This is a genomic window from Leptospira licerasiae serovar Varillal str. VAR 010, assembly GCF_000244755.1.
Lineage (GTDB): Bacteria > Spirochaetota > Leptospiria > Leptospirales > Leptospiraceae > Leptospira_B > Leptospira_B licerasiae.
The window spans coordinates 149,911-175,946 of the sequence record NZ_AHOO02000012.1 but is presented as its reverse complement, the minus strand read 5'-3'; the positions used below and the strand labels follow the sequence as shown (position 1 = coordinate 175,946).

Sequence of the window (26,036 nt, the reverse complement as noted above, 5' to 3'; positions counted from 1 at the left end):
AATCCGTACGATGTATTTATGAAATAATTTTTGTTGTTATTCCCTTCATTTTACGTCATCATTCTCCTTCGTGCTCATTAACCTTTTTTTATAGGTTTAGGTCCAGCCATGAAGAATGCCCCGACAATAGATCCCAAACAAGATAAAGATTCTCTAAATCCAAAACAATTATTAGAAGTTCTTACTGCATTTAAAAGAGGCGATTTCTCTAAACGAATGCCATTGGATCAGGTTGGGATCGCCGGTAAAATTTCAGACTTATTAAACGATATCATGGACCAAAACGATAGAATGGTCAAAGAGTTCGAAAGGATCAGTAATGAAGTAGGACAAGAAGGTAAAATTTCCCAAAGGGTAAGCGGTATTTCTTCTATAGGTTCTTGGGGTTCTTGTATGAACTCCATCAACTCACTGATCGGAAATCTTGTGCAACCGAATACGGAAGTGATGAGGGTGATCGGAGCCGTGGCAGGCGGCGACCTTTCTCAGAACATGTCTTTGGAAATCGACGGAAGACCTCTCAAAGGAGAATTTTTTAGAACTGCAAAGATCGTAAACATCATGGTGGACCAGTTGAACTCATTCGCATCAGAGGTGACTCGGGTTGCGAAAGAAGTTGGAACAGAAGGTAAACTGGGTGGACAAGCGGACGTTCGAGGAGTTGCGGGAACTTGGAAAGACCTTACCGACAGCGTGAACTCGATGGCGTCTAATTTGACTGGTCAGGTCCGTGACATCGCGGAAGTTACCAAGGCGGTTGCGACCGGTGACTTATCCAAAAAGATCACGGTGGATGTTAAGGGAGAGATCTTAGAACTTAAGAATACGATCAACACGATGGTGGACCAGTTGAACTCTTTCGCTTCTGAGGTAACTCGGGTTGCAAAAGAAGTGGGAACAGAAGGCAAACTGGGTGGACAAGCGGACGTTCGAGGAGTTGCGGGAACTTGGAAAGACTTAACGGATAGTGTGAACTCATGGCATCCAACCTACCGGTCAGGTGAGAAATATTGCCGAAGTTACTACAGCGGTAGCTCGAGGTGACTTATCCAAAAAGATCACTGTGGATGTTAAGGGAGAGATCCTTGAGTTGAAAGTGACCATCAACACGATGGTGGACCAGTTGAACTCATTCGCTTCCGAGGTGACTCGGGTTGCAAGAGAGGTGGGAACCGAAGGAGAGTTAGGCGGACAAGCAGATGTGCAGGGTGTTGCAGGAACTTGGAAAGACTTAACGGATAGTGTGAACTCTATGGCATCCAACCTTACCGGTCAGGTGCGTAATATTGCCGAAGTTACTACAGCTGTTGCGACCGGTGACTTATCCAAAAAGATCACAGTGGATGTTAAAGGAGAGATCTTGGAACTCAAGAATACGATCAACACTATGGTGGACCAGTTGAACTCATTCGCATCAGAGGTAACTCGGGTTGCAAGAGAGGTAGGTGCAGAAGGTAAACTGGGTGGACAAGCGGACGTTCGAGGAGTTGCAGGAACCTGGAAAGACCTTACCGACAGCGTGAACTTTATGGCGGGGAACTTGACCGGTCAGGTCCGTGACATCGCGGAAGTTACCAAGGCGGTTGCGACCGGTGACTTATCTAAAAAGATCACTGTGGATGTTAAGGGAGAGATCTTAGAACTTAAGAATACGATCAACACGATGGTGGACCAGTTGAACTCATTCGCCTCCGAGGTAACTCGGGTTGCAAAAGAAGTGGGAACAGAAGGTAAACTGGGTGGACAAGCAGACGTTCGAGGAGTCGCAGGAACTTGGAAAGACTTAACAGATAGTGTGAACTCGATGGCATCCAACCTTACCGGCCAGGTGAGAAATATTGCCGAAGTTACTACAGCGGTAGCTCGAGGTGACTTATCCAAGAAGATCACTGTGGATGTTAAGGGAGAGATCTTAGAGTTAAAAGATACCATCAACACGATGGTGGACCAGTTGAACTCATTCGCTTCCGAGGTACTCGTGTGGCAAGAGAGGTGGGAACCGAAGGAGAGTTAGGCGGACAGCAGACGTGCAGGGTGTTGCGGGAACTTGGAAAGACTTAACGATAGTGTGAACTCTATGGCATCCAACCTTACCGGTCAGGTGGAAATATTGCCGAAGTTACTACAGCGTGCGGTGACTTATCCAAGAAGATCACTGTGGATGTTAAGGGAGAGATCTTAGAGTTAAAAGATACCATTAACACGATGGTGGACCAGTTGAACTCGTTCGCTTCCGAGGTAACTCGGGTGGCAAGAGAGGTGGGAACCGAAGGTAAACTGGGTGGACAGGCGAATGTTCGAGGAGTTGCGGGAACTTGGAAAGACCTTACCGACAGTGTGAACTCTATGGCATCCAACCTGACCGGTCAGGTGAGAAATATTGCCGAAGTTACTACAGCGGTAGCTCGAGGTGACTTATCCAAGAAGATTACTGTGGATGTTAAGGGAGAGATCTTAGAGTTAAAAGATACCATCAACACGATGGTGGACCAGTTGAACTCATTCGCCTCCGAGGTGACTCGTGTGGCAAGAGAGGTGGGAACGGAAGGTAAACTGGGTGGACAGGCGAATGTGCAAGGGGTTGCAGGTATCTGGAAAGATCTTACGGATAGTGTGAACTTCATGGCGAATAACCTCACCACTCAGGTAAGGGGCATTGCTAAAGTAGTAACCTCTGTCGCAAATGGGGACTTGAAGAAAAAATTATATTTAGAAGCAAAAGGAGAGATCGCAGAACTCTCGGATACAATCAACGATATGATCGACACCCTGGGACTTTTCGGAGACCAGGTGACCACAGTTGCAAAAGAGGTAGGTATCGAAGGAAGATTAGGAGGCCAGGCAAGTGTTCCGGGTGCCGCAGGACTTTGGAGGAATCTTACGGATAACGTAAACCAGCTTGCTTCTAACTTGACCACTCAGGTAAGAGCGATCGCCGAAGTGGCAACCGGTGTGACCAAGGGAGATCTTTCTCGGACAGTTACGATCCAAGCGGCAGGAGAGGTGGCGGCCTTATCAGATAACATCAACGAAATGATCCGGAACTTAAGGGAAACCACTCGGATCAATACGGAACAGGACTGGTTAAAAACAAACTTAGCAAAATTCACTCGATTGCTACAAGGACAAAGAAACTTAGTCAACGTAAGTAAATTGATCCTGTCGGAGCTTGCTCCGCTTGTATCCGCGCAGCATGGAGCATTTTTCATAACGGAAAACGTAGAAGAAGGTCCTCTTCTCAAATTATTAGTAAGTTACGCTTACCAAGAAAGGAAGAATGTATCGAACCGTTTTTATCCGGGAGAAGGTCTGATCGGGCAATGTTTTCTGGAAAAAGAAAGGATACTCGTAACTCATGTTCCTTCCAGTTATATCATGATCAATTCCGCACTGGGAGAAGCTCCTCCGATCAATATAGTCGTCTTACCTGTGTTATTCGAAGGGGAAGTGAAGGCAGTAATAGAGCTTGCCTCTTTTTCCAACTTCACTCCGATCCATTTGAACTTCTTGGATCAGTTGACTGAAAGTATCGGGATCGTGTTGAACACGATTGCGGCAGGAATGAGAACGGAAGAACTTCTGATCCAATCCCAAACTTTGACTGAAGAGTTGCAAGGACGACAAGAAGAATTGACCAGCACCAACCAACGTTTGGAAGAACAAGCCAAATCGCTTAAGGCTTCCGAAGACATGCTCAAGGACCAAAGGGAAGAGTTACAAGAAAAGAACGAAGAGTTGGAAGAAAAAGCGAGACTTCTTGCCAAGAAGAACAGCGAGGTGGAAAGAAAAAACAGAGAAGTAGAACAAGCCAGACATTCCTTGGAAGAAAAAGCAAGGCAATTGGCTCTTACTTCCAGATACAAATCTGAATTCTTGGCTAACATGTCCCACGAGTTAAGGACTCCTTTGAATAATATGCTGATCCTTTCAAGATTATTGTATGATAATGAAAGCCGAAACCTATCCGAAAAACAAACGGAATACGCTAAAACAATCCATAGTTCCGGAAACGATTTGTTGCAGTTAATCAATGACATATTAGATCTTTCTAAAATTGAATCCGGTAAGATGAGTGTGGATCTGGATTCGGTTTCTATCGAGGAATTGGGAGGATATCTGGATCGTTCCTTCCGAGAAACTGCAAGGAATAAAGACTTAAAATTCCAAGTTGAAATAGATCCGGAACTTCCTTCTAGGATTACGACGGACCTACAAAGATTACAACAGATCCTTCAGAACCTTCTATCCAATGCATTCAAATTTACTCATAAAGGAGGAGTAAAGCTGAGGATAGAATCTTCTTCTTCCGGATGGAGTAAAGACCATAAGATCTTGAACCAAGCGGGCGGGGTGATCGCATTTTCGGTGATCGATACCGGTATCGGAATTTCTTCAGAAAAGCAAGGTTTGATCTTCGAAGCCTTCCGCCAAGCCGATGGAAGCACGAGTAGAAAATATGGAGGAACAGGATTAGGGCTCTCTATCAGTAAAGAGATCACCCGTATTTTGGGCGGAGAATTAAAATTAGAAAGTGAACCAGAGGTAGGAAGTAAATTCACCTTATATCTTCCTTTGGATTATATCCAAGTGGAAGAAAATCCGACTGAACAGGATTCGATCAAATGGGCTGAAAACTCCGATAGTGATTCATCAGGTTCGGGAGATTCTTATGTAAGAAGTAAGATCAAAACAACCAGAAGAGTTCTTGAGGACGAGACCCAGAACGAATCTAAAGAGAAGGTCTTGATTATAGAAGAAGACGAAACGTTCGCTAAGTCTCTTTTGGAGATCGCAAAAAGTAACGGGTTCAAGGGAACGGTTGCCTTGGATGGAAAGAGTGGGATCTCGGCATTACAAGAATCTTCTTTTAATGCTGTCTTGTTGGACGTCCAACTCTCGGATATGGATGGAAGTTTGATCCTGAATTGGCTGAAAAGAAATCCTAAACTTAGACAAATCCCGGTCCATGTTCTTTCCGGAGGAAATGACTGGAGAAGAAGTTTGGAGATCGGAGCGATCTCTCATTTAAGGAAACCTGTCGGGATAGAATCTTTGAATGAGGCGTTCGAAAAGATCAAAACATATCTGCATAAAACGGATAAAACACTTTATGTTTGTGGAATAGAAAAGGATCATTCCGAATTCCTGAATGAAAAACTGACCTCAAAGGATCTGACCTTAAAAAGATTAGAGTCCGGTCAGGAACTTTTGGACATTCTAAAAAAGGAAATACCGGATTGTATCCTGATCGGCACTGAATTTAAGGACATGTCCGTCTACGATCTAGTTTCCAAAATTACTCTTTTGGATCCGGAGCGAACTTTGTTGTTGTTCTTTTCGGACGAGAAGAATGGACCGGAAACTTTTCAGAAACTCCTATCTTTTAACGGCTCGAATATTCTGAAATTCGTAAATTCCTACGCGACTTCTTTGGAAGAGATCAAGATCCATTTGCATGAACCTGAATCAGTCTCTAAGTCGGGCGATACGTATTCCCTCGAAGGGCATAAAGTCCTTATAGTGGATGACGATGTAAGAAATATATTCGCGTTAACGAGTATGTTGGAATTGCATAAAATGAAAATACATTATGCAGAGAATGCATTAGACGGAATTAATATTTTGGAAAAAAATCCGGACATAGAGATCGTTCTTATGGACGTGATGATGCCGGATATGGACGGATACGAGGCGATGAAAGTGATCCGTTCTAAACCTGAATTTGTTAATCTACCGATTTTGGCGCTCACTGCAAAGGCAATGAAAGGGGATCGGGAAAAGTGTATAGAAGCCGGTGCGACCGAATATATAACTAAGCCGGTGAGTGTGGACCATTTGCTTTCTCTGCTCCGGGTGTTGTTGTGCAGGTAGAAAATATGGAACAGACAATGAAAGTGAATATTTTACTGGTAGATGACCATGTGGACAATCTGCAGGTAATGGAGCATATTCTCAAGAGTCCGGAATTGAATTTGATCAAAGCGGGTTCGGGAGAAGAAGCATTGAAGGCGCTTCTGGATGAACCGGAGGAAGTCGCATTGATCTTCATGGACGTAAGAATGCCTGGAATGGACGGTTTTGAAGCCGCTGCGTTGATCCGGCAGCGAGAGAAATGCGCCAAGATCCCGATCATATTTCTTACCGCTTACGCAAATAACGAAACCGGAATGTTTAAAGGATATTCTTTGGGAGCGGTGGATTTTTTAGTGAAACCTACCGCGCCTGAGATATTGAGATCCAAGGCGGCGGTATTCGTAGATCTACATAAGAAAAACAAAATATTAAGGATCCAAGAAGAACTCTTGAGGCAAAGCCATGATGAGTTGGAAATACGTGTAGAGGAGAGGACTTTCGAACTGCATAGAGTCAATAACGAACTATTGACTGAGATAGCGGAAAGAAAGCGGGCAGAAGAAGCATTGACTGCTTCGCTGAAAGAGAAGGAAGTTCTGCTCAGGGAAATCCATCATAGGGTAAAAAATAATCTTCAAATTGTTTCCAGCATCCTAAGTTTGCAGGGAAACTACATAACCGATCGTAAGTCTTTAGAAATGTTCCAAGATTGCCAATCTAGGATCAAATCCATAGCTTTGATCCATGAATTGTTATACCAAAACGAGGACCTGGCGCATACAGACTTCCAGGAATACCTAAACAGTTTGGTTACAAACCTGTTGAGGACCTATCGTGTAAATTCAAGAATACGATTCGAAATACATGCTGAGTCCGTTCATCTAACGTTAGATACGGCAATCCATTGCGGATTGATTGTAACTGAATTGGTTACCAACTCATTAAAATATGGATTTAAGGATAGAGAAGAAGGTACGATCCAGATCTCTATTACTTCTAAATACGAAGAGTATTCTTTGACTGTGGAAGATAACGGGGTCGGGTTCCCCGAAGAAATTGACTATCGACAAACGGACTCTTTGGGTTTACAATTAGTCAATACTTTGACCCATCAAATAGACGGAAGTTTAATCTTGGATCGGAGCAAGGGAACTAAATTCACCTTAGTCTTTCGGGAAAGGAGCCGAGTCCGAAAATGATCTCCAGCGAAGCAAAAATACTGATCGTAGAAGACGAGAGTATCGTAGCAAAGGATATACTCAGCAAATTATCCGATCTTGGTTATGATTTCGTAAGTATCGCTTCTACTGGGAATGAAGCATTAAGAAAAGTTTATCTGGATAAACCGGACCTTCTGCTCATGGATATTATGTTATCCAGAGGGAATTACGACGGGATAGAAACAGTCCAGGAAATTTTGGATAAGATGGATCTGCCTGTGATATATCTTACCGCATATGCGGATGAATCCACTCTTCTTCGTAGTAAGCCGACAAGACCTTACGGATATTTACTGAAACCTTTTCAGACCAAAGAATTACAGATAGCGATAGAGATCGCATTAAACAAGCATGGGCTCGATAAAAAAAGAAAAAGAGAAAGAAGGAATATGTCCGCCATACTGCATGGCGTAAAGGATCTGATCAAGCCTTCTTCGGAAGAGGCAGGGGTATGATCTGATTTGAGTAATAATAATATTCTAATTTTATAATTTTGAATATTTTCGGAGATGAAATGAAAGACACTAGGATTTTGATCGTAGAGGACGAGGGACTTGTCGCTCAGGATATTCGTCATAGACTGATAAGGATGGGATATCCGGAGCCAAGCATTGCAAATACCGGCGAAACCGCAGTCAAACAAGCGATTGCACTTCAACCGGACCTAATCCTGATCGATATAGTCCTTGCGAACGGATATTTGGACGGAATAGATGCCGCCAAAAGAATCCGAAAATTTTTAGACGTTCCAATCGTTTATATCACTGCATCTTCCGATTCCCAAACATTGACACGGGCAAAATTAACGGAGCCGAATGCATATATTCTAAAACCTTTTCAGACCAGAGAATTACAAATTGTGATCGAACTCATCCTGTATAAACACGAGGTGGAGAAGGAACTGATGGAGAAGGCCAGGCTGGTCTCCGCAGAGTTACGAAATATGCATGAGGGAGTGATCGCTTTCGATTCTAAAGGACAGATCTCTTTTATGAATTTATCCGCGGAGAAGCTTACCGGTTGGTTGGAATCGGATGCTATAGGAAAATCTCTCGGGGACGTCTTAAGTATGAAAAATCTTCCGGATATTGAAAGTTTTGAATTGGATAATCATTTTGCGGAAAAAATACCTCTTGAAACGGTTCCCTCGCACGGGCTTTTACTTTCAAAGAACGGACTCAGCACCGAAGTGTTTACGTTTACTAAATCCGTTCCTAAAAATAAGGAAGTGGACGTGGATCGTATCCTGGTAATACGGGATTACGTCAAAAAGTAGACATTAAAAAGAAGCTCTCATCGAAAGTCGTATCGATCTTGGCTGAGCCGGATGGGTATGTATATCGTTATATCCTCCTTCGTTAGGACCGACGGGTTCATTCTTTAATCTGGAAGCATAATAATAATCTATATCGCTTACATGCGCGTTCAATAAATTAAATACTTCAAAAACTATATTTAGATCTTCTCCGAAATTCCTTCCGAACTGAAAATTCACCGTAGTTGTCGCGGGAGAGCGCACGGAATTGTCCTCGATCAGGGAGCGATTTCCGAAATATCTCACTCTAAAGGATCCGAAAAATCCATTAGGGTTTTTTAAAGTAATTCCGGAAGCCAATGTATGGCGTATCGATCCTGGAATATAATTCCCGGAGGGATCATCGTTCCTGAATCTAGATTTGGAAGTCGCAAAATCGGCGTCTATCATGAGCCAAGCATTGTAAGAATAATAATTGGCCCATTCGAACCCTTTTCGAGTGCTTGGTCTGCTTGCTTCAGTAGTCCCATTGTCTCCGGTAAATAATAGTTCAGAATTCATATCCAATTGCCAAAAGGAGACTGTGGACTGCCAACCATGGATAGGCTCGGTTCGGAGGCCGATTTCTCCACCTCTTGTTTGGACAAGTGGATCTGCCGCGTTCGTTTTTTGTACTACACCTCTTGCGTCGTTACTGTGGAATCCATATCCTCCACTTATGTAAAATTCGGTCTTCGACCAAGGTCCGATGATGATACTTCCTTTAGGGCTATAGATCTTGGCATTCCTAATCGATCTTTCTTTCGCTCCCCAATCATCTACGTCAAATTTATAATAATCACCTCTCAGTCCGAATACTGTCCTGAATTTTTTTAACCATTGTATCTTGTTTTCATAATATATTCCGGAGCTAATTTGTATGATCCCATCCTCTCTTACTGTTTCCAATCTTGCTCTTTTTTCGGTATGGAATAGACCGTTTTGGATGTAGTCTCTTCTGATCTGAAGTCCTATAGTATTCTCCATCCGGATCCCGCAGAATTCGCTTATATCCTTATAACTGGATTTGCTTCCTGCAATCGTTCTTCGATCCGATTGTTCATGCTGATCTCCTCTTTGTTGATCGTCCAAATAATAAGTGAAGTTGGAGAATAATCGTAAATCGTAATATATTCCGTAAAACTGAGTCTTTGCTTCGTATCCTTTTTCAAGACGATGAGCCTCGAAATTGACGCTTGCTCGATTGGACCATCCTCCATCGTTATGATCGACACTTTCGAATCTACTCAGGCCTGAATCCGGATCCAACCAAGAATCACCCATTCTAAGAGCCCGTTTTGGAGCCTGGCCTGTAGAATGCCAGCTACCTTTGTAACCCATAAAGCTGATGCTGAAACCTTTCTGTTTATCTCCTATTGAATAACTTGTGACACTGTTCACTCTTCTAAAGTTATCCGAAATTACCCAAGGCCCGTCATTATGAGAAACTTCGAAAGCATACAGAAGATCCCCCGGACCTATTTTGTGGGATTTTGCGATAAGTGTCCTTGCATAACCGAAGGTCCCTCCTTCAAAATTAGCGATCCCTTTTGTTAGGCTTTTAAAATAAGAAATGTTGAATGCGCCAGCAGAAGCGAAATCGCCTTGATCGGCATAATAAACTCCTTTCTTATATTGCATCTGCTCCACAAGTTCAGGGATCAGAAAGTTTAGATCCGTATAACCTTGTCCATGAGCATGGCTAACGTTATTTACTGGCATTCCGTCGACATTGGAGGAAAGATCGGTTCCGTGATCCAAGTTAAAGCCCCTTAAGAAGAATTGGTTGGCCTTTCCGCCGCCGCTGTGTTGGGTTACGATAACTCCAGGGATCAACTCTGCGACTTCTCCCTGTCTCATGATAGGTCTTGTTTTGATTTGATCCGAACCTACCACACCTTCACTTGCGGAAGAAGCGATCCCGATTAAATTAGATCTTCTATCCCTGATTACGATTGTATCAGGTTTGTACTCGGAGATCTTTCTTTTCAGTTCCGATTTTTCAGAATCTGTTCTTTCCTTTCCGTTAGCCGACTTTGTTTCCCGATCTTGGGAAAGGGCAGGGGAGAATATCGCAGATACGAAATACGATAAAGATATGCTTAAGCAGGCAATCCGAAGAACAATTTGCCTCATGTTTTTTACGTCCGTTTTCTTTGGAAAACTTCCGAATCTAGGAAAACTAACGACTGTTAGCCTAATTTTTAATAGAATAAGAATATATAGATATTCTAATATACAAAATTAGAAATTTATCCTGGTTTGCGGTAGCCCCGATTTTTAACTTTCGGGGCCCTTCGCGGATGCACGGACGTGCTTGGCGAGAATGCTAACATACCTAACCTCGAGGTCTTAGTCTGCAGGGAGATCTGGCTTGCGAAATGAGAACAAAAAGATCATATCTTTTTGATTCGTTCCGATCACAGTTGCGGGTCAGCGTGGGAATTACACCCAACTTCATCCTGAAAGTTAAGACGATCATTTGAATCGTCTCAGTTTATTCAATAAAAAAGTCGCATTAGCTTAGAAAAATATCGTACAAATTTATTCTACTTCTGTAAGGATCTTTCCACAATATCAGATGGAATGAATAATTCAAATGTCTCACAATTTCCAAGTTTAGGATAAGCAAATTCGTTAAAAGAAAAATGTTTATAAAATCTGGAAAGAACGAATCCATGGCTGCAAACTGCAATTTTATTTTTTCCATGTATTTTCAATAAATGTAATATAGTAGTGATAATTCTGGACTCTGCCTCCGATTTGGTTTCTCCTCCAGGAAATCTAAATCGATCGTATGTTTGATCTGAACTTTTCCAGGCGGAATAGGATTTTTCTCCAAATTTATCGGAAAGATCTGATTCTAAAAACCCCTGTGCTTCTCCCAAGTGGATTTCCCTAAGTCCCGGATGATATACTATTTCTATCCCTAGTTTATGAGCGATCTTTTCGGAAGTCTCTTTCGTTCTTTTTAAATCGCTACTAAAGATTAGCTCTATGCCTTCGTTTTTTAGTTTGTCTGCCAGTCTGGATGCTTGTTTTTTCCCCTGCTCTGAGAGGGAAGTGTCACTTTGTCCTTGTAATCTTCCTTCTCGGTTCCAATCCGTTTCTCCGTGTCGAATTATAAAAATGTGATATTTATCTTTTTTCATGAAGTAAATATAATATTATAAGAAAGATCCGAGGAAAAAATGAGCCATTTGTCCCAAGCCCAAAAACAATATAGAGGATAGAATAGAGGTTAAGAAGACAATTTTGTTCGCATCTAAGATCAAATTAGGGGATAGTTTCCGATCCGAATCCCCTAATTTTGGCTTTTCGCTCGGTATTCCCGAATAATAGTTTTTTCCACCTAATTGGACGTTTAAAGCTCCCGCCAAAGCCGCCTCACAAAGTCCGGAATTTGGGCTGGGATGTTTTTTTCCATCCCTGATAAGTATTTTAAAGGAGTTTAATGGAAAAAATCCTAAGATTGCAGAAGAAATACAAAGTATAGGGGCGGTGAGTCTTGCAGGAATATAATTTGCTAAATCGTCCGTTCTGGCGGAAGCCCAACCGAATTTTAGATATGTTTCATTCTTATAACCGAAGATTGAATCCAAAGTATTGATGGATCGATATAGTATGGCAAAGTTTGGTCCCCCTAACGCCGCGAAAAAAAGGGGGGCAGTGATCCCATCCACCAGACTTTCTCCAACACTTTCTAAACCTGCTCTTACTATTTCCGGTTCTTCTAAATTTGCAGTATCTCTCCCTACGATCTTTCCAACCATGATTCTTGCCTTTTTAAGATCGTTATCGTTTAGTGCCGAATACACGTCTTTACTGTGATCCAATAGATCCTTTAAGGCGATACTAGTATAGATAACGAATGCGGAAGCCAATTCTCCTAAAAAAGGATGTAGATATCGGAAACATTCTACAATCATCCAGGAGAATATAAAAGAAATAGAATATACAGACAATGCAGTGACTGATCCCGCGATTCTTTCCGAAGGAATGAGCTTTCTTGTGACCTTCTCCATGAATCTGGCAAACTTTCCTATGAGCCTTACCGGATGAGGAAATCCTTGAGGATCTCCAATGCTCAGATCTAGAAGTAGAGAGGTGGGAAGGATCCAGATCGAATTCATTTTAGTCCTAAGATCCGATAAATTTCATTCATATTTACCGATTTTCTGACTTCGTTCGCTAAACGATCTATATTGGTTTCTAATTCGTATCTGGCCTGGATCTTGCCTAAGGGTTTCATCCCTTTTTCGACGCGGATCTTATCTAAGAACCATCTTCTGAACTCGTCCTCGTCAAATACTCCGTGTAAATAAGTCCCCCATACTCTTTCTGAAATTCCTTGGTGACCTAAACTTTCTCCGAAAATATTCTGGAACAAGGACTTTGCGGAGATCTCTTTTGTATTTCCATGATGGATTTCGTAGCCGGATACTTTTTTTCCGGACAGAACATGGGTGCCTTCAGTTTGTTTAAGTAATTTTTCTTTTTCTAATACTGTTTTGACGCCGATCAGTTTTAACCCTTCCGCGGATCCTAAAGTACTTTCTATTTGGAACGGATCATGTATGGATTCTCCTAACATTTGGTAGCCTCCACATATCCCTATGATCTCGGTTCTCCCTTGTTTATGAAAATTTAAAATAATTTCCGAGATCCCCGATTCTTTTAGGTAATTTAGATCGGTGATTACATTCTTACTTCCCGGAAGTATTAAAACGTCCGGATTTCCGATTTCTTCCTTTCTCTGAACGATTCTTACTCTTACATCCGGTTCTATCCTAAGTGGATCTAGATCGGTGTGATTGGAAATCCTGGGTGTGTCGATTAGGACAATATCGATCCTGTTTCCTAATGGAGAAGTGTCGTTCAGACTTCCTGATTTAAATTCTAATGAATCTTCTTCAGGTAATCGTAGATCGTTTAAAAAGGGGACGATCCCAAATACATTTTTACGAGTGGTTTCTTCTAAATATCTGATCCCTGGATCAAGTAGGCTTTTTATTCCTCTGAATCGGTTGATTAGAAAACCTGAAACTAGCTTTCTTTCCCATTCCGACATTGTTTCCATCGCTCCTACGAAAGATCCGAAGACACCTCCATGGTCTATATTACCTACTAATAATACTTTTGATTTGGCATATTCTGCCATTCTCATGTTTACAATATCTTTATTTTTCAAATTAACTTCAGAAACTCCACCGGCTCCTTCCAGAACTACCATGTCGAATTCTTCCGAAAGTGAATCGAAGGATTTTTTTACCTCGTCGAAAGCGCTTGATTTGAATTTCATATAGTCCCTGAAATCCATTGCATCTACCGGTTTTCCATTCAAAATAACTTGAGAATCTTTTTCGCTAGAAGGTTTGAGAAGGATGGGATTCATTCTATAGTCGGCTTTTATTTTGCATGCCTGTGCTTGCAAAGCTTGTGCTCTACCGATCTCTGCTCCTTCGTGAGTCACAAAGGAGTTTAACGCCATGTTTTGAGACTTGAAAGGTGCAACTTTAAGACCGTCCTGAGTGAAAATCCTACAGAATGCGGTTGCTAATATACTTTTTCCGACATTGGAAGCCGTACCTTGGAGCATCAAAGAAGGTTTTATTTTTTTTGTTATAGAATTTTTTGGCTTTTTATCGAATGCGGAGCGAAAGGCATGTATTAGTCTTTCGTTTTCTTCCGGCGTTTTGATCGCAATCCTTATATAATCATTTTCTAATCCTATGAAATTGTAGCAGTTCCGTATCCCGATTTTGGATCTTTTAAGAAGAAGGTCTTCTAATTCCGATGTAGAGATTTTTTTGTCTAATAATTCTAGTAAAATGAAATTCGTATTCGTATCATAAACTCGGAAAGTTTTTAGATCTTCTAACTCCTCTTTGAATATACCCTTCCATTCAGAGATTTTTTGTCTTGTTTTAAGTAAAAAAAACTGATCTTCCCCAAATCTTTCTATAATCGAAGCACTTAAACTATTCAAGGACCAGCTCGGAAGAAATTTAGAAATTTCGGAAACGATCGCGGGTGCCGCTAATAATAACCCGATCCTAAGTCCGGGAAGAGCTAAAATTTTAGTCAAAGACCAAAGAACTGCCAGGTTTTCGGTTCTATAATTTCGGAAGGAAACATCATTTAAGCAAAAGTCGATAAAAGATTCGTCTATTACAAAAAACGCATTTTGGTGGTCCGAGGCAATCTGTAAGATCGCTTCTCTATTTAATAATTTCCCAGTAGGATTATTTGGATGTCCTAACAAAACTAATATCTGTTTTTTAGGGTTCTCTTTGAAGATATGAACTAGTTCTTCGTGGTTCAGTTCAAAGTTAGATTCTTTCCGGAGATGGATTTCTTGGATTTGTATCCCGGCCAATTCTATACTTTTTTTATAATCTATGTAAGAAGGTTGTACGATGACAGCCAGATCGAATTTTTTGATCCTCGGAAGAATATGAATGAGTTCAGATGCTCCATTTCCAAAAACAATTTCTTCTTTTTGAATATTCCAAAATTTTTCTAAAGAATTCCTTGCCTTAGTGTAATTTGGGTCGGGATAATGTATCAGCTCACTGATTTTCGAATTGATCAAGGGGCGGACCCAATCCGGAAATCCCAATGGATTTAAGTTGGATGAAAAATCCAGGATTTCACTTGGATCGGCCCCGGCGATATTCGCCATTTTGAATAAGTTTCCTCCGTGAAGGTCGATACGATCCGATTTCATATGTATGTATCCGTAAAAGTTTTGATGGGAACCGGTATACCGCTCACTAAAAAGTAAACTTCGTTTGCGATCGATGCGAATGTTTGGTTGCAGATACCTAATAGATCTCGATACAACCTGCCTTCTTTGTTTTCCGGAACCAGGCCCATTCCAACTTCGTTAGTAACTATGAATACGCTTTTGGCTTTTGACTCTAAGATATGTTTTCCTAAATTAGAACAGATTTCTTTGACCCGATCTTGTGTAAGATGTATATTTTTGTTATTTGCATCGAACATTAAATTATTGATCCAAAGGCTTAGGCAATCTAATACCGCTATGGAACCGGATGACATAGAATCGAACACGGAAGAAATTTCGAGTTCCTCTTCTATCGTATTCCATCCGAATCTATCCTGGCGATGTCTTTGTATTCTATCATCCATTTCGGAATCTATATGCGGGCAAGTGGCTAAAAAGAATTTTTTTCCTTCCTGTACATTTGCCATTTTTAAAGCAAATCCGCTTTTGCCACTTCTGCAACCGCCAGTAACTAAAATTATCCCGGCCATTCCGATCTCCTTGCGGAAGAAATTCTAATGAGATCGGTAAGAACTACCTGATCATTTTGGAATATATCTAAATAAACTAGAGTCGAAGGAGAAATTTTGAATTTTAGATAGAAAGAATAGGGAAGTCCTAAAAATGAACAGAGTAGAATCGAGAGAATCCCGCCATGACTTAAAATAAAAATATGCCGGTCTGATGAGGAAAGAATATGTTCCTTAAATACCTCCGCTCTTTTTTGAAATTCATTTAAACTTTCTCCATTAGGAAATCTGAAAGAAGGGTGAAAATCGGCGAATTTTTTCAGACTTTCTAAGTCTATTTTCGTAAGTTCCGAAAAAGATCTGCCTTGCCAATCTCCAAAGTCTAATTCTTGCAATTCTTCTTTAACTTCCGGTTTGATCTCGCTCTGAAATTCTAATGCTTCAAAAGTTTCCATACATTGTTTTGTAGGACTTATATATACTTTTCCTTTTAGGAATTTATCAGGAACTTTCTTCTTTATTTTTAGTATTTCTTGAAAACCTTCTTTTGAGAGTGCTACTTCTTTTCTTCCCAAATATTTTCCACGATATTCCGAAAGGATACTTGGTTGTCTCATTAAGCATAATGTTTTCTTCATATAATTAAGGAACCATTCTGTGCTACGTGCAGGAGACTTTTTGATTTTTTCCATTTAAGTATACCAAGCCTAGTCGCTTCAAGAGAGGCGGCTCCGATCAAATATCCGAAGGCGGTATGCTTTCCGACATAGTCTATTCCGTTCGTTCCGAGGGGAGAGATAATTCCGATACAATCCGTCCCGGTACCGGTCGCATATTTTTTCTCAGTTTGAGTTTCAACCTCCGACTCTAAAACGGCAAGAGTCCTTGCCTCGGAAGCTATTGCGATCGCTTCTATACTTGCGGAGAAGGTGAGAGCTTCCGAAGTTTGGATGAGTAGGTTGATCGTTCCAATTTTATTCTTATGCTTGGGAAGATTTCCTACTCTGACGGAATTTCCTAAACCTACTGTTGCAATGGATCTTACGTGTAGTCCTTCCACACTTTTTTCCGATACTGAATAATTTAAGAGAGAAGCGCTTGTCATAAAACCTAAAACTTCTTCAGTTTCTCCTTTTTCTACTAATCTATCTCTATAAAATTTTTCCGGAATGATCTCCGGACTTAATTCCGAATTGGAGACTTTTAGCCAATACGCTTTGTTTGTGGTTAAGTATCCTCCGCCTACGACTGCCCAACTTAAAGAAGAGTGAGGTTTTGAAAGTCCGAGTTCCAACCATCTCTCGGACACCTGAATTTTATCCTGCTGAAAAAAGCTCAAACTTTAGATCTCCGGCAAGAAGATAGAAAATTTTTCGGGATTTCTGTGTTCGAAGCCCAATGTGCATGTACGTAACTTGCCAAAACATTGGAGATTGTATAACCTTCTCTGGTTGTTTGTTCTGATTTACGTTTTCTAATACAATAGGAGAATAACGACTCATCTTCATTTTCCAAAATCAGATCTGAATATCTGAATTGATGTCCTCTAAAGCGGGTACCTGCCTCTCCTAAGATCGTTTTTCTTTGCGTATTAACTTCAACATAACCTAAGCTTTTTAGTTTAGAGCTCATGACAGTCTTGCCCGGGATAAGGCCTACCATAGGAAAACTTTGCCCCTGTATGTTTTGGATTTCGGAAGAAAGATACATCAATCCTCCGCATTCCGCGTAGATAGGCCTTTGTAAATTTGCAAAATTTTTGATCTCTTCCAATAGATTTCGATTTTTCGATAAACTATCGGCGAATAGCTCCGGATATCCCCCGCCTAAGTACAGTCCATCTACTTCGGGAAGTTTAGTATCTCTTATAGGCGAGAAGAAAAATAGTTCGGCTCCTTCTTCTCTCAATTTTTTAAAATTATCTTCATAATAAAAATGGAATGCTTCATCGTAGGCCACCCCGATCTTACAATTCTTATCCTTAATTTGGATCTCTGCGGATGTTTCCGTTAAAATTGGAGGTGCTGAGTTTGCGATCTCTAAGATATTATCTATCTTCAACCATTCTTCCGATAGGTTTTTCCAGAAGGAAAGTTTTTCATCCGTCAAAATATCCGGGCCGGCTGAATGAAGTCCCAAATGCCTTTCCGGAAAGGAATATTCGTAAGATTTAGGAAATCCCCCTAAGACGCGCAAAGGACTACTTGCAGTTTCTATAATGGAAAGATGGCTCTTGCTTCCGATAAAATTTGCAACGAAGCCTTGAACTGGAACGTTTGGGTCATAATTTTTGATACCGGAGGCGATAGCTGAAAATGTGGCCGCCATTCCGGATGCATCTATCAATATGATAGTAGGGACTTGTAGCCATTTTGCAATTTCTGCAGTGGAGCCTGCTTCAGAATTGGGAGAATGCCCGTCGAATAATCCCATCACTCCCTCGATGATGGAGATGTCCGATCCTTTGCTTGTGCTTATAAAACTGGAAATTACGGATTCTTTTCCCATTAACCAGCCATCTAAATTTTGACAGGTTTTGCCTGTGACGAAGGAATGATAACCCGGATCTATATAATCAGGTCCACATTTGAATACTGAAACCTTTAAGCCTCGAGCTTGTAATGCTTTGGTGAGCGCTATTGTGACCGTGGTCTTTCCTGTCCCACTTCCTGATCCGGAGATCAGTATCCTAGGTATTTTGATCTCTTGAATCATGATTTTTTAATAATCTATCCCAAGTTGAGCCGGAATTCCTTTTTTGAAAGGATGTTTGGGGGAATCTATATGTGTAACTAGATCGGCTATATCGGTTAAAAGGCTTGGGCAATTTCTGCCAGTAAGAACGATATGTAGATCTAATGGTTTTTTGGATAGGACCTCCGAAACTTCTTCAGGAGTAAGCCAACCGTAATGGAAAGCGTAAGTTATCTCGTCGAGTATAATGATTTTATAATTTTCTGATAATATCATCTCACAGGATTTTTCCCAGGCTGATCTCGCCGCTTTTTTGTCCCTATCTAGATCATCGCTTTCCCAGGTAAAGCCGAGGCCCATTACATGAAAATCCAGATCCGGGATGGTTTTTGCGAATTTTCTCTCTCCAGTCTCCCATTTTCCTTTAAGAAACTGAACAACACCACATTTCATTTCTCTTCCTAATGCTCTGAATAGAATTCCTAAAGCCGCGGTAGTTTTTCCCTTTCCGGGGCCTGTGAATACTAAGATGAGTCCTTTTTTATTCGGTGAAGAGTTCATAATATTTCCGAAACAATTTGTTTCTTATTCGCTTTTCTGAATTTATGAGAGAAGTCTGAGGCATAAAGTCTGGAATCTGCAAAATCATCGCAGTCCAATACTTTGCCTACGAATATGATCGCAGTAGCAGTGATCTTTTGTTCCTTCACCTTTGAGCTTATATTTTCCAATGTCCCTGTAACTATCTTTTGTTCAGGCCAGGTCGCTTTCTGTACGACAGAAACCGGACAATCCAAACCATAATGGGGAATAAGTTCTTCTACAATTTTACGAATATGTAAAACACTTAAAAAGAAAACCAAAGTAGCCCCGGTGGAAGCAAAAGTCTCCAACTTCTCTTTTTCCGGCATTGGAGTTCTTCCTTCCGCACGAGTGATCACTACCGATTGGGAAACTTCGGGAAGAGTGAGTTCCTTTCCTAGCATCGCCGCAGCGGCAGTAAAGGAAGAAACTCCGGGAACGATCTCATAAGGAATCCCCAGTTCATCCATTTTTCTCATTTGTTCGGCTGTGGATCCGAAAATGGAGGGATCTCCAGTGTGGACTCTTGCAACATCCTGATCCTTACTCTTGGCTTCCTCTAAGATAGAAATAATATCTTCTAAAGTCATTTTAGAAGAATCTAATACTGTTGCATTTGGAGCCGCCCTTTCTATAACTCTTTGAGGTACAAGAGATCCAGTATAAATTACGACGGGGCAGGTTTCTACGAGTCTTGCTCCTTTGATAGTGATTAGATCCGGATCTCCCGGACCGGCACCGATGATATATACTTTCATATTAATTCCCTCAATCGCATTTTAAAATACTGTCTCTAAAGGAAGACCAAACTTGTTTGGGAGAATGCCCGAGCCATCTTGCATCCGCGTACGTATTATTTTCGGACAAAATAGTTCGACTATTTTCTAAAACATAATTCCAGAGTCTTTCGCTAATGGATGAATTTCTATAAATGGAAAATAGGTCATAAACTTCCTGAGGAGAAGCTTTTGAAACGAATGTGATTAAAATATCAAAACGGTTCTGCAAAACGATTTTACGGTCTTTAATTTTTAGCTTTGTCAATTTTTGATCTTGCTCTGTCAGATCATAAAAACCGAAAGTTTCCATTTCAGTAGGTCGTTTTAATTTTCCTATCAGATAGTAGTCTTCTTCATTTTTATAAAGAATAGCTCCGCCTATGCGCCCTAAATAATGGATTTTTTCTTCCGACTTGAATTCCTCGATCTTTCCTTCCTTTTTTCGAGGAGCAATCTCTAAGAATTGTAACGCCTTTAAAGCGGTTTCCACAGAAGAATCCTCTATATGGACTTCTTCTGTTTCTTGTTCGTAAAAGGTCGTGCTCGTTTTTACGAATGCACCTTGTATTTTAGTAATATTTAAATTAGGAGAAGGTAATTCTTCTGGAATCCTGCTAGCAAGATCGTTTTCCGTTCTGAGAGAGACCGCTCTGTTTTGCCCCGGCTTTAAAGAGCCGTCTTCCAAAGAGTATTTGTTTCCGTATCCTCTTGGGGTTACAAAAAATCCTTCATAAACAAACGATTGAGAAGACCCTATGATAACTGTAGTATTCATTCCGATCTCAAATTCCAGAAAATGATCCAAATCGGAAAATTGGATATTCTCCTGTCTACGATATGCGCTCTTGACGAGTGCAACTGGAGTAGTTCCGGTCCTGTATTTTTTGATGATACGAGCAGCTTCCACGATTTGCCTTTGTCTTCTCCCGGAAGCAGGATTATATAGATTGATCACAAAGTCTCCCTTTGCCGCAGACTCGATACGGTTCTCGATCACAGTCCAAGGAGTTAAAAGATCGGAGAGAGAGATCCTGGCTGAATCGTGGACCATTGGAGCTCCTACAAGAGAACCGCAAGAACTATCTGCGCTAATGCCTGGGATCATTCTAATCTCGGGAGAGTCTCCTTTTTTCCAACCGGTATTCCTTAAAACTTCGAATACGAGACCTGCCATTCCGTAAACACCTGCGTCTCCTGAAGAGATCAATGTTACGGTTTGTCCGGATTTCGCGGATTCCACAGCAGTTTGAGCACGAGTTATCTCTTCAGTCATTCCTGTGCGAGTGACTTGTTTTCCGCTCAAATGATGTTTCACCAAATTGATGTAAGTTGTGTATCCTATTATAGAATCCGCTTCTTTTATTGCGGATAATGCGGCGGGAGTAATATGTAAATCGTTTCCCGGACCTATACCCACAATATTCAATTTTCCTTTCATACTTTCTCCAGGTTTGCCGAGTAAATTTGCGGCCTTGCTGCAAATTGTATTCTTGCAATTGCTACTGTGAGATTTTTGCCGCCTTCCGTTTCTTTGTATTTCTGCTTAGTAACGAGCAATCTATCCGATCCGGACAGAAGAAGTGCAGCCGCCTCGCTTACGGAGCGTGTGCCTACATATTCGGAAGCTGCTTTAGAGATTTCTGAAATTCCTTCGACATGATCTAATTTTTCGGGAGAGAAGGTTATGAATTCCCATCCATATTTTTGGGAAATTTCCAAAAAAGCAGGCTCTTCTTTTTTAGCATCTACGCTTGCGATCCCTTTTACGCTTTCAAGAGAAAGATCGTATTCTTTTAATACTTTTAATATCCCATTCTCTACTACTTCTATTGGAATCCCTTTGTCGCACCCTAATCCTAAAATTAGGGACTTAGGTCTATATATCACTGAATTTGAATATACTTCCGGAGTTTTTGTTTTGATGTCGGTCCTATCGCTTGCGATCAATATGATCTCATAATTTTCCGGAACGACGTTCTCCAAGTTGAGAGAATATTCCACACCTTTGGGAAGATCTTTTTCCAAAGGCCAAAAGTTCGGCTCGCCAGTCTCTTGCACGAACAAAACTTTAGTCTCGTTCACTACGGCGGCGCATGCCTTAGTTACGTTTCTATCATGATCGTCCAAACTCCAGCCCAGTTCTCTTCCTAAAATATCCACAGTCAAAGTACCGGAAACATCGGATGCAGTTGTGATGACCGGAATATTTCCTAAGAGATCTGAAATTCTCTGAGTAAAAAAATTACCTCTTCCTACATGGCCGGACAGCAGGCAAACGGTGAATTTTGCTTGGTCGTCTATGCAGAGAACTGCTGGATCTGTTTTTTTGCTGACCAAAAGTGGAGAAATCATCCTAACTACCGCGCCAACGCTAATCACAAAAATATGGCAATCGTATTCCGTAAAAGTTTCTCTCAGAGTAGGTTCCATCGGAAGGTTTAATAGTTTGGATCCCTCCGGGGCTTCCGAAATGAATTTAGGAGAAACGAATAGCTCTGCTTCACCTATAGAATAAAGTAACTCTATCCCCGTTTTAAGACCGTGTTTGGTGATTACGTATATTGCGTAGGGTTTTCTACTCAGAATCATCCGAGATACCTCTTAAGACGCCTTTTCTTTTTCGGATGGAAATTACAACCATAGAAAAATAATCGCAACTTTCGTTCTTGATCGACTCAATATCTTTTACTATCCTTTGGCGGTCGGTCGTTCCATAGGAAACATAAGTTGCATTTTCTAAAATATTTTGTTTTTTTAATATATTTATTAATTCGGGAACGACTTGTCCTACTTTAGTCAGAACAATCGTATCGAAATCTTGGATGAGTTTTTCCAGATCTTCCAATCCATAGGTTGCCGGAAGAACGCAGAATCTTTCTCTCCCGTCTGCAAGAGGAGTAAGCAAACTCGCGGGAATAGCTGTAATGGAAGAGACCGCCGGAACAATTTCGATCTCTATGCCCGGCCATCTTTCCGGCGCTTCATCTAATAAATAACTCCAAGAGCTATACACAGAAGGGTCTCCTTGCGTGATGAAGGCGACATCTAAACCTTTTTCTAATCTTATTCCTATTTCTTTGAATGCTTTATCCCAAGCCGGGATTAGGACATTCGGATCTTTGGTCATCGGGAAATGTAGGAACAATTTCTCCTGAGATTCATTTTCCTGCACAATGGGGGAGCATACTCTCCAGGAAAATGAAGGAAGTGATTCGCTGCTTTTTGGAATAGCTAATACGGGAACGGTGTTCAGAACATGGACCGCTCTGAGAGTAATTAGATCCGTTGCGCCTGGACCAACTCCGACGCCGAATAATTTTCCGAATTTAGTTTTAACATTCATAAAAAGTATTACGATTTCCTTATTTTAAATATATGGATCGGATTTAACGCCTCGTATCTGAGGTAATCGGCGAGTTTTTGTCCTCTGGATATATTGATCAGACTTACTTCCGGAGTTAGACCCAATTCTCTGAATGTTTTGTAAGCCTCGGAAACATTGTCCAGGGTGATTGCATTTGCCACTAAACATCCGTCGGATCTTAATTTTTCCCAAGAAAGTTCTATGATCTCTTTCATATTCCCTTTAGAACCTCCGATAAATACACAGTTTGGTAATGGTAGATCGATTAGCGCCTGAGGAGCTTTTCCGTGTATTAAGAAAACATTATCTGTTTTATGGGAGAAGATATTTTGTCGGCAGATCTCTATTCCTTCCGGATCTACTTCTATAGCGTAAACTTTTCCCTCTTTGGCAATTCTTGCAGCTTCTATAGAAACGGCTCCGGAGCCTGCTCCGATGTCCCAGACTACCGAATTCGGTCGGATCTCCAATGAAGAGAGCGAAAGAATTCTGACTTCTTTTTTTGTAATAAGTCCTTTCTTGGGAAGACGTTTCGCATATTCGTCTTCTCCTAAAAAGGGAAGAAGCGGAGAAGGTTTCCAATTTTGATCTTTTCTAAGTAGAATAAGTACGTTTAGGTCGGAAATGTCAGGAGTATTCGCTAAAGTTTCCAGTTCGAATTCGCGGACCTTCTCGTTCTTTCCTCCCAGATTTTCACAAACGAACGCCTTCCAATCTATTTCAGAATAATCTAATAGATGCTTTGCTATCTTGGAAGGGGAGTTTACCTCGTCGGTGAGACAGGCTATCTTGGATATGCTTTGTAATTTTGTAATGAATCCTTCGATCGGTCTTCCATGCAATGAGAGAAAGGACGAGTCGTCCCATTTTACCCCTATCTTAGAAAAAGCGTTTTGAACGGAACTTGGAGCAGGTATAAATTCTACATGATCTTTTCCCACTTTTTTTAAGATCAGATTTCCGATCCCAAAAAACAAAGGATCTCCGGAAGCAAGTACACATATCGTATGCTCCGCTGAAAGTTCTGCGATTTTCTCCGCAGTACGAACAACGTCACTTTTAATGATGATCCTTTCTCCATCAAATTGAGGAAAGAAGTCCAAATGTCTTTCTCCTCCTGCAAGGATCCTTGCCCTTGCAACCGCACCCATTGCCTTGCTGGATAGTCCGACACAACCGTCGTCTCCGATCCCTATGACTGTAACAGCTTTCAATATTTTTTCTCCGTTGAAAGGAGTAGAAGAGCATGTATAATGGAAACAGCGATTGTGCTTCCGCCTTTTCTTCCTCGAGTAAGTATGTAAGGGATGGAATATTCTGATTGGAATTTGATGTCCAATAAAGCTTCTTTAGATTCTGCCGCTGAAACAAATCCAACCGGAACTCCGATCACAAGGGAAGGGCGGACTCCTTCTTCTTTTACTAGTCTTACGATCTCCAATAGAGCTGTAGGCGCATTTCCGATCGCGATTACGCTTCCATTCAAAAGTCCTAAATTAGAAGCCTTTCGCATGGACTCAATTGCTCTTGTGGAATTATTTTCCTTTGCTTTCTGGATTATTTCCCGGTCACTTATGAAGGTATAAGTTTTGCAACCATAAGTATCCAAACGATCGCTGTTTAAACCGGCGATGATCATCTGCACATCACATATAATCGCACAACCTTTCTTTAATGCTTTGATTCCGCCTTGGATCGCATTCTCATGGATCTTTGTTAGATCTCTATATTCAAAATCTGCAGTGGCATGTATGATCCTTCTGACAACTTCCCAATCGTCCGGCGGATGGAAATGGTTTCCCGCTTCTTCGTCTATGATCGCAAAAGAATTATTTTCGATTTCTCTTCCAAGGGAAGTCATCTGCCGCATGTCGTTCATTTATTCCGCTTCTCCTTTAATTCCCCAGTTTTCCGGAGCCTCGAATTTTCCTAAAAGTGCTCCGTCGAAATCGACCATGTAGGCCGAAACTCTTAGTCCTAATCCGTGCCTCGAACAATTCTCAGAAACGATCTCGCAGATCCTAGTGGTGATGTGAAAATGTCCAGATTCTTTACAGATATCTAATACATGCCTTGCCGTATTTGCTGCTTCTATGTCCGAGCAGACAGGCTCGGGGATTTCCAAAGTTCTTGCAATTTTTGCAAGCATCTTTGTATTAACGGAAGAACCTCCTCTGTGAGTCATCATGACTCCATCAGCCATTTTGGAGAGTTTTCCAATCATTCCAACAATGATCACATGACGGATATCCTCTTTGATCGCCGTCTTGATCCCGGTTCCTATAAAGTCGCCGACTTGGATAAAAGCGATCTCGTTGATGTTAGGAAGAAGGTCCATCGCAAACTTTTCGGATTTCCCTCCTGTGGTTAAGACGATACAGTGTTCTCCATATTCTCTCGCGACTTGTATCGCTTGTATTACACTTGCCTTATATGCCGCGGTGGAATACGGTTTTACGATACCAGTCGTTCCTAAGATTGAAATGCCTCCGATGAGCCCTAAACGTTCGTTCATCGTTTTTTTAGCCATTTCTTGCCCGCCCGGAACACTGATAGTGACCTCTGCTCCTGAAAATGTGGAACCGATCAGCTCTTCCAATATCATTTCCGTAATATTCTTTCTGGGGATCGGATTGATCGCAGGCTCTCCGATCTCTAAGCCTAGACCTGCTTTAGTGACTACCGCTACTCCTTCTCCACCCTTTAATACGATCTTATTTTCTTGATTAAGTTTTACTACTGCAGTCAACTCTGCACCGTGAGTGCAATCAGGGTCGTCCCCTGCATCTTTTATAATACTGCAAACCGCGCTATCGTCGGAAATCTCGCAACGTTTTAGTTCGAAGGTGACTTTTCTTTTATTCGGGAGGGTGGTTTCAATTTCTGTAATGGTCTGGCCTAAGACCAGAACGCGTGTTGCAGCTTTTGCAGCTGCAGCGGAACAGGCTCCCGTAGTAAATCCTTCTCTTAACTCCTTGGTTGCCATTTAA

At 41.3% G+C, this 26,036-nt stretch carries 21 protein-coding genes and 1 pseudogene; 6 read left to right on the top strand and 16 right to left on the bottom strand.

What is annotated here, in order from left to right:
• Window positions 1-108 precede the first annotated feature (108 nt).
• The 6 genes and pseudogenes from LEP1GSC185_RS20360 to LEP1GSC185_RS15645 all read left to right on the top strand — a co-directional run.
• Window positions 109-1,678 (top strand): annotated as a pseudogene (locus tag LEP1GSC185_RS20360) (HAMP domain-containing protein); the annotation flags it as partial.
• Window positions 1,664-2,014, top strand: coding sequence for a HAMP domain-containing protein (locus LEP1GSC185_RS20370; protein WP_477218309.1), 351 nt, complete (start codon window positions 1,664-1,666; stop codon window positions 2,012-2,014). The pseudogene LEP1GSC185_RS20360 and the gene LEP1GSC185_RS20370, both read left to right, overlap by 15 nt.
• Window positions 2,015-2,157: 143 nt before the next feature.
• Window positions 2,158-5,871 carry a hybrid sensor histidine kinase/response regulator gene (locus tag LEP1GSC185_RS20350; protein ID WP_008597091.1) on the top strand — a complete coding sequence of 1,238 codons (3,714 nt, stop codon included), beginning with the start codon at window positions 2,158-2,160 and terminating at the stop codon, window positions 5,869-5,871.
• A gap of 17 nt (window positions 5,872-5,888) precedes the next feature.
• Window positions 5,889-7,052 carry a sensor histidine kinase gene (locus LEP1GSC185_RS15655; protein WP_008590384.1) on the top strand — a complete coding sequence of 388 codons (1,164 nt, stop codon included), beginning with the start codon at window positions 5,889-5,891 and terminating at the stop codon, window positions 7,050-7,052.
• Window positions 7,049-7,528 carry a response regulator gene (locus LEP1GSC185_RS15650; RefSeq protein WP_008589419.1) on the top strand — a complete coding sequence of 160 codons (480 nt, stop codon included), beginning with the start codon at window positions 7,049-7,051 and terminating at the stop codon, window positions 7,526-7,528. Before LEP1GSC185_RS15655 ends, LEP1GSC185_RS15650 begins: the two co-directional genes overlap by 4 nt.
• A gap of 59 nt (window positions 7,529-7,587) precedes the next feature.
• Window positions 7,588-8,349, top strand: a complete 762-nt coding sequence (locus LEP1GSC185_RS15645) for a response regulator (protein WP_008590477.1) — start codon at window positions 7,588-7,590, stop codon at window positions 8,347-8,349.
• A 3-nt stretch (window positions 8,350-8,352) separates the two neighbouring features.
• On the opposite strand, the gene LEP1GSC185_RS15640 is transcribed toward LEP1GSC185_RS15645, so the two are convergent.
• From LEP1GSC185_RS15640 to LEP1GSC185_RS15565, 16 genes are all read right to left on the bottom strand, one after another.
• Window positions 8,353-10,503 carry a TonB-dependent receptor gene (locus tag LEP1GSC185_RS15640; RefSeq protein WP_008589571.1) on the bottom strand — a complete coding sequence of 717 codons (2,151 nt, stop codon included), beginning with the start codon at window positions 10,501-10,503 and terminating at the stop codon, window positions 8,353-8,355.
• A gap of 413 nt (window positions 10,504-10,916) precedes the next feature.
• Window positions 10,917-11,519 (bottom strand): histidine phosphatase family protein, encoded by a 603-nt coding sequence (locus tag LEP1GSC185_RS15635; RefSeq protein WP_008591744.1) that lies wholly within the window; start codon window positions 11,517-11,519, stop codon window positions 10,917-10,919.
• A 15-nt stretch (window positions 11,520-11,534) separates the two neighbouring features.
• Window positions 11,535-12,500: an adenosylcobinamide-phosphate synthase CbiB gene (gene cbiB / locus LEP1GSC185_RS15630; RefSeq protein WP_008589975.1), complete on the bottom strand. Its 966-nt coding sequence runs from the start codon at window positions 12,498-12,500 to the stop codon at window positions 11,535-11,537.
• Window positions 12,497-15,097, bottom strand: a complete 2,601-nt coding sequence (locus tag LEP1GSC185_RS15625) for a cobyric acid synthase (RefSeq protein WP_008591421.1) — start codon at window positions 15,095-15,097, stop codon at window positions 12,497-12,499. Before LEP1GSC185_RS15625 ends, cbiB begins: the two co-directional genes overlap by 4 nt.
• Window positions 15,094-15,648: a bifunctional adenosylcobinamide kinase/adenosylcobinamide-phosphate guanylyltransferase gene (locus tag LEP1GSC185_RS15620; RefSeq protein ID WP_008589428.1), complete on the bottom strand. Its 555-nt coding sequence runs from the start codon at window positions 15,646-15,648 to the stop codon at window positions 15,094-15,096. Before LEP1GSC185_RS15620 ends, LEP1GSC185_RS15625 begins: the two co-directional genes overlap by 4 nt.
• Window positions 15,636-16,244 carry a histidine phosphatase family protein gene (locus tag LEP1GSC185_RS15615; RefSeq protein WP_008590827.1) on the bottom strand — a complete coding sequence of 203 codons (609 nt, stop codon included), beginning with the start codon at window positions 16,242-16,244 and terminating at the stop codon, window positions 15,636-15,638. The genes LEP1GSC185_RS15620 and LEP1GSC185_RS15615 overlap by 13 nt, the downstream gene beginning before the upstream one ends.
• 17 nt (window positions 16,245-16,261) lie before the next feature.
• The gene (locus tag LEP1GSC185_RS15610) at window positions 16,262-16,966 is read right to left on the bottom strand and encodes an adenosylcobinamide amidohydrolase (RefSeq protein ID WP_010515758.1); all 705 of its coding nucleotides are present in this window, start codon (window positions 16,964-16,966) and stop codon (window positions 16,262-16,264) included.
• Window positions 16,963-18,342 carry a cobyrinic acid a,c-diamide synthase CobB gene (locus tag LEP1GSC185_RS15605; protein WP_008590569.1) on the bottom strand — a complete coding sequence of 460 codons (1,380 nt, stop codon included), beginning with the start codon at window positions 18,340-18,342 and terminating at the stop codon, window positions 16,963-16,965. Before LEP1GSC185_RS15605 ends, LEP1GSC185_RS15610 begins: the two co-directional genes overlap by 4 nt.
• 6 nt (window positions 18,343-18,348) lie before the next feature.
• Window positions 18,349-18,882 carry a cob(I)yrinic acid a,c-diamide adenosyltransferase gene (cobO, locus tag LEP1GSC185_RS15600; RefSeq protein WP_008591189.1) on the bottom strand — a complete coding sequence of 178 codons (534 nt, stop codon included), beginning with the start codon at window positions 18,880-18,882 and terminating at the stop codon, window positions 18,349-18,351.
• On the bottom strand, window positions 18,879-19,661 hold the full coding sequence (gene cobM / locus LEP1GSC185_RS15595) for a precorrin-4 C(11)-methyltransferase (RefSeq protein ID WP_008590180.1): 783 nt from the start codon (window positions 19,659-19,661) through the stop codon (window positions 18,879-18,881). Before cobM ends, cobO begins: the two co-directional genes overlap by 4 nt.
• Window positions 19,662-19,671: 10 nt before the next feature.
• Window positions 19,672-21,120, bottom strand: coding sequence for a precorrin-3B C(17)-methyltransferase (gene cobJ / locus LEP1GSC185_RS15590; protein ID WP_008591024.1), 1,449 nt, complete (start codon window positions 21,118-21,120; stop codon window positions 19,672-19,674).
• Window positions 21,117-22,271, bottom strand: coding sequence for a cobalt-precorrin 5A hydrolase (locus LEP1GSC185_RS15585; RefSeq protein ID WP_008590336.1), 1,155 nt, complete (start codon window positions 22,269-22,271; stop codon window positions 21,117-21,119). The genes cobJ and LEP1GSC185_RS15585 overlap by 4 nt, the downstream gene beginning before the upstream one ends.
• Window positions 22,258-23,025, bottom strand: a complete 768-nt coding sequence (gene cobI / locus LEP1GSC185_RS15580) for a precorrin-2 C(20)-methyltransferase (RefSeq protein ID WP_008589586.1) — start codon at window positions 23,023-23,025, stop codon at window positions 22,258-22,260. The genes LEP1GSC185_RS15585 and cobI overlap by 14 nt, the downstream gene beginning before the upstream one ends.
• An 8-nt stretch (window positions 23,026-23,033) precedes the next feature.
• Entirely contained in the window at window positions 23,034-24,260 is a 1,227-nt protein-coding gene (locus LEP1GSC185_RS15575; RefSeq protein ID WP_008590708.1) for a bifunctional cobalt-precorrin-7 (C(5))-methyltransferase/cobalt-precorrin-6B (C(15))-methyltransferase, read from the bottom strand.
• Window positions 24,257-24,925, bottom strand: a complete 669-nt coding sequence (locus LEP1GSC185_RS15570) for a precorrin-8X methylmutase (RefSeq protein ID WP_008589844.1) — start codon at window positions 24,923-24,925, stop codon at window positions 24,257-24,259. Before LEP1GSC185_RS15570 ends, LEP1GSC185_RS15575 begins: the two co-directional genes overlap by 4 nt.
• The gene (locus LEP1GSC185_RS15565) at window positions 24,926-26,032 is read right to left on the bottom strand and encodes a cobalt-precorrin-5B (C(1))-methyltransferase (RefSeq protein ID WP_008591079.1); all 1,107 of its coding nucleotides are present in this window, start codon (window positions 26,030-26,032) and stop codon (window positions 24,926-24,928) included. It lies immediately after the preceding gene.
• Window positions 26,033-26,036: the final 4 nt, after the last annotated feature.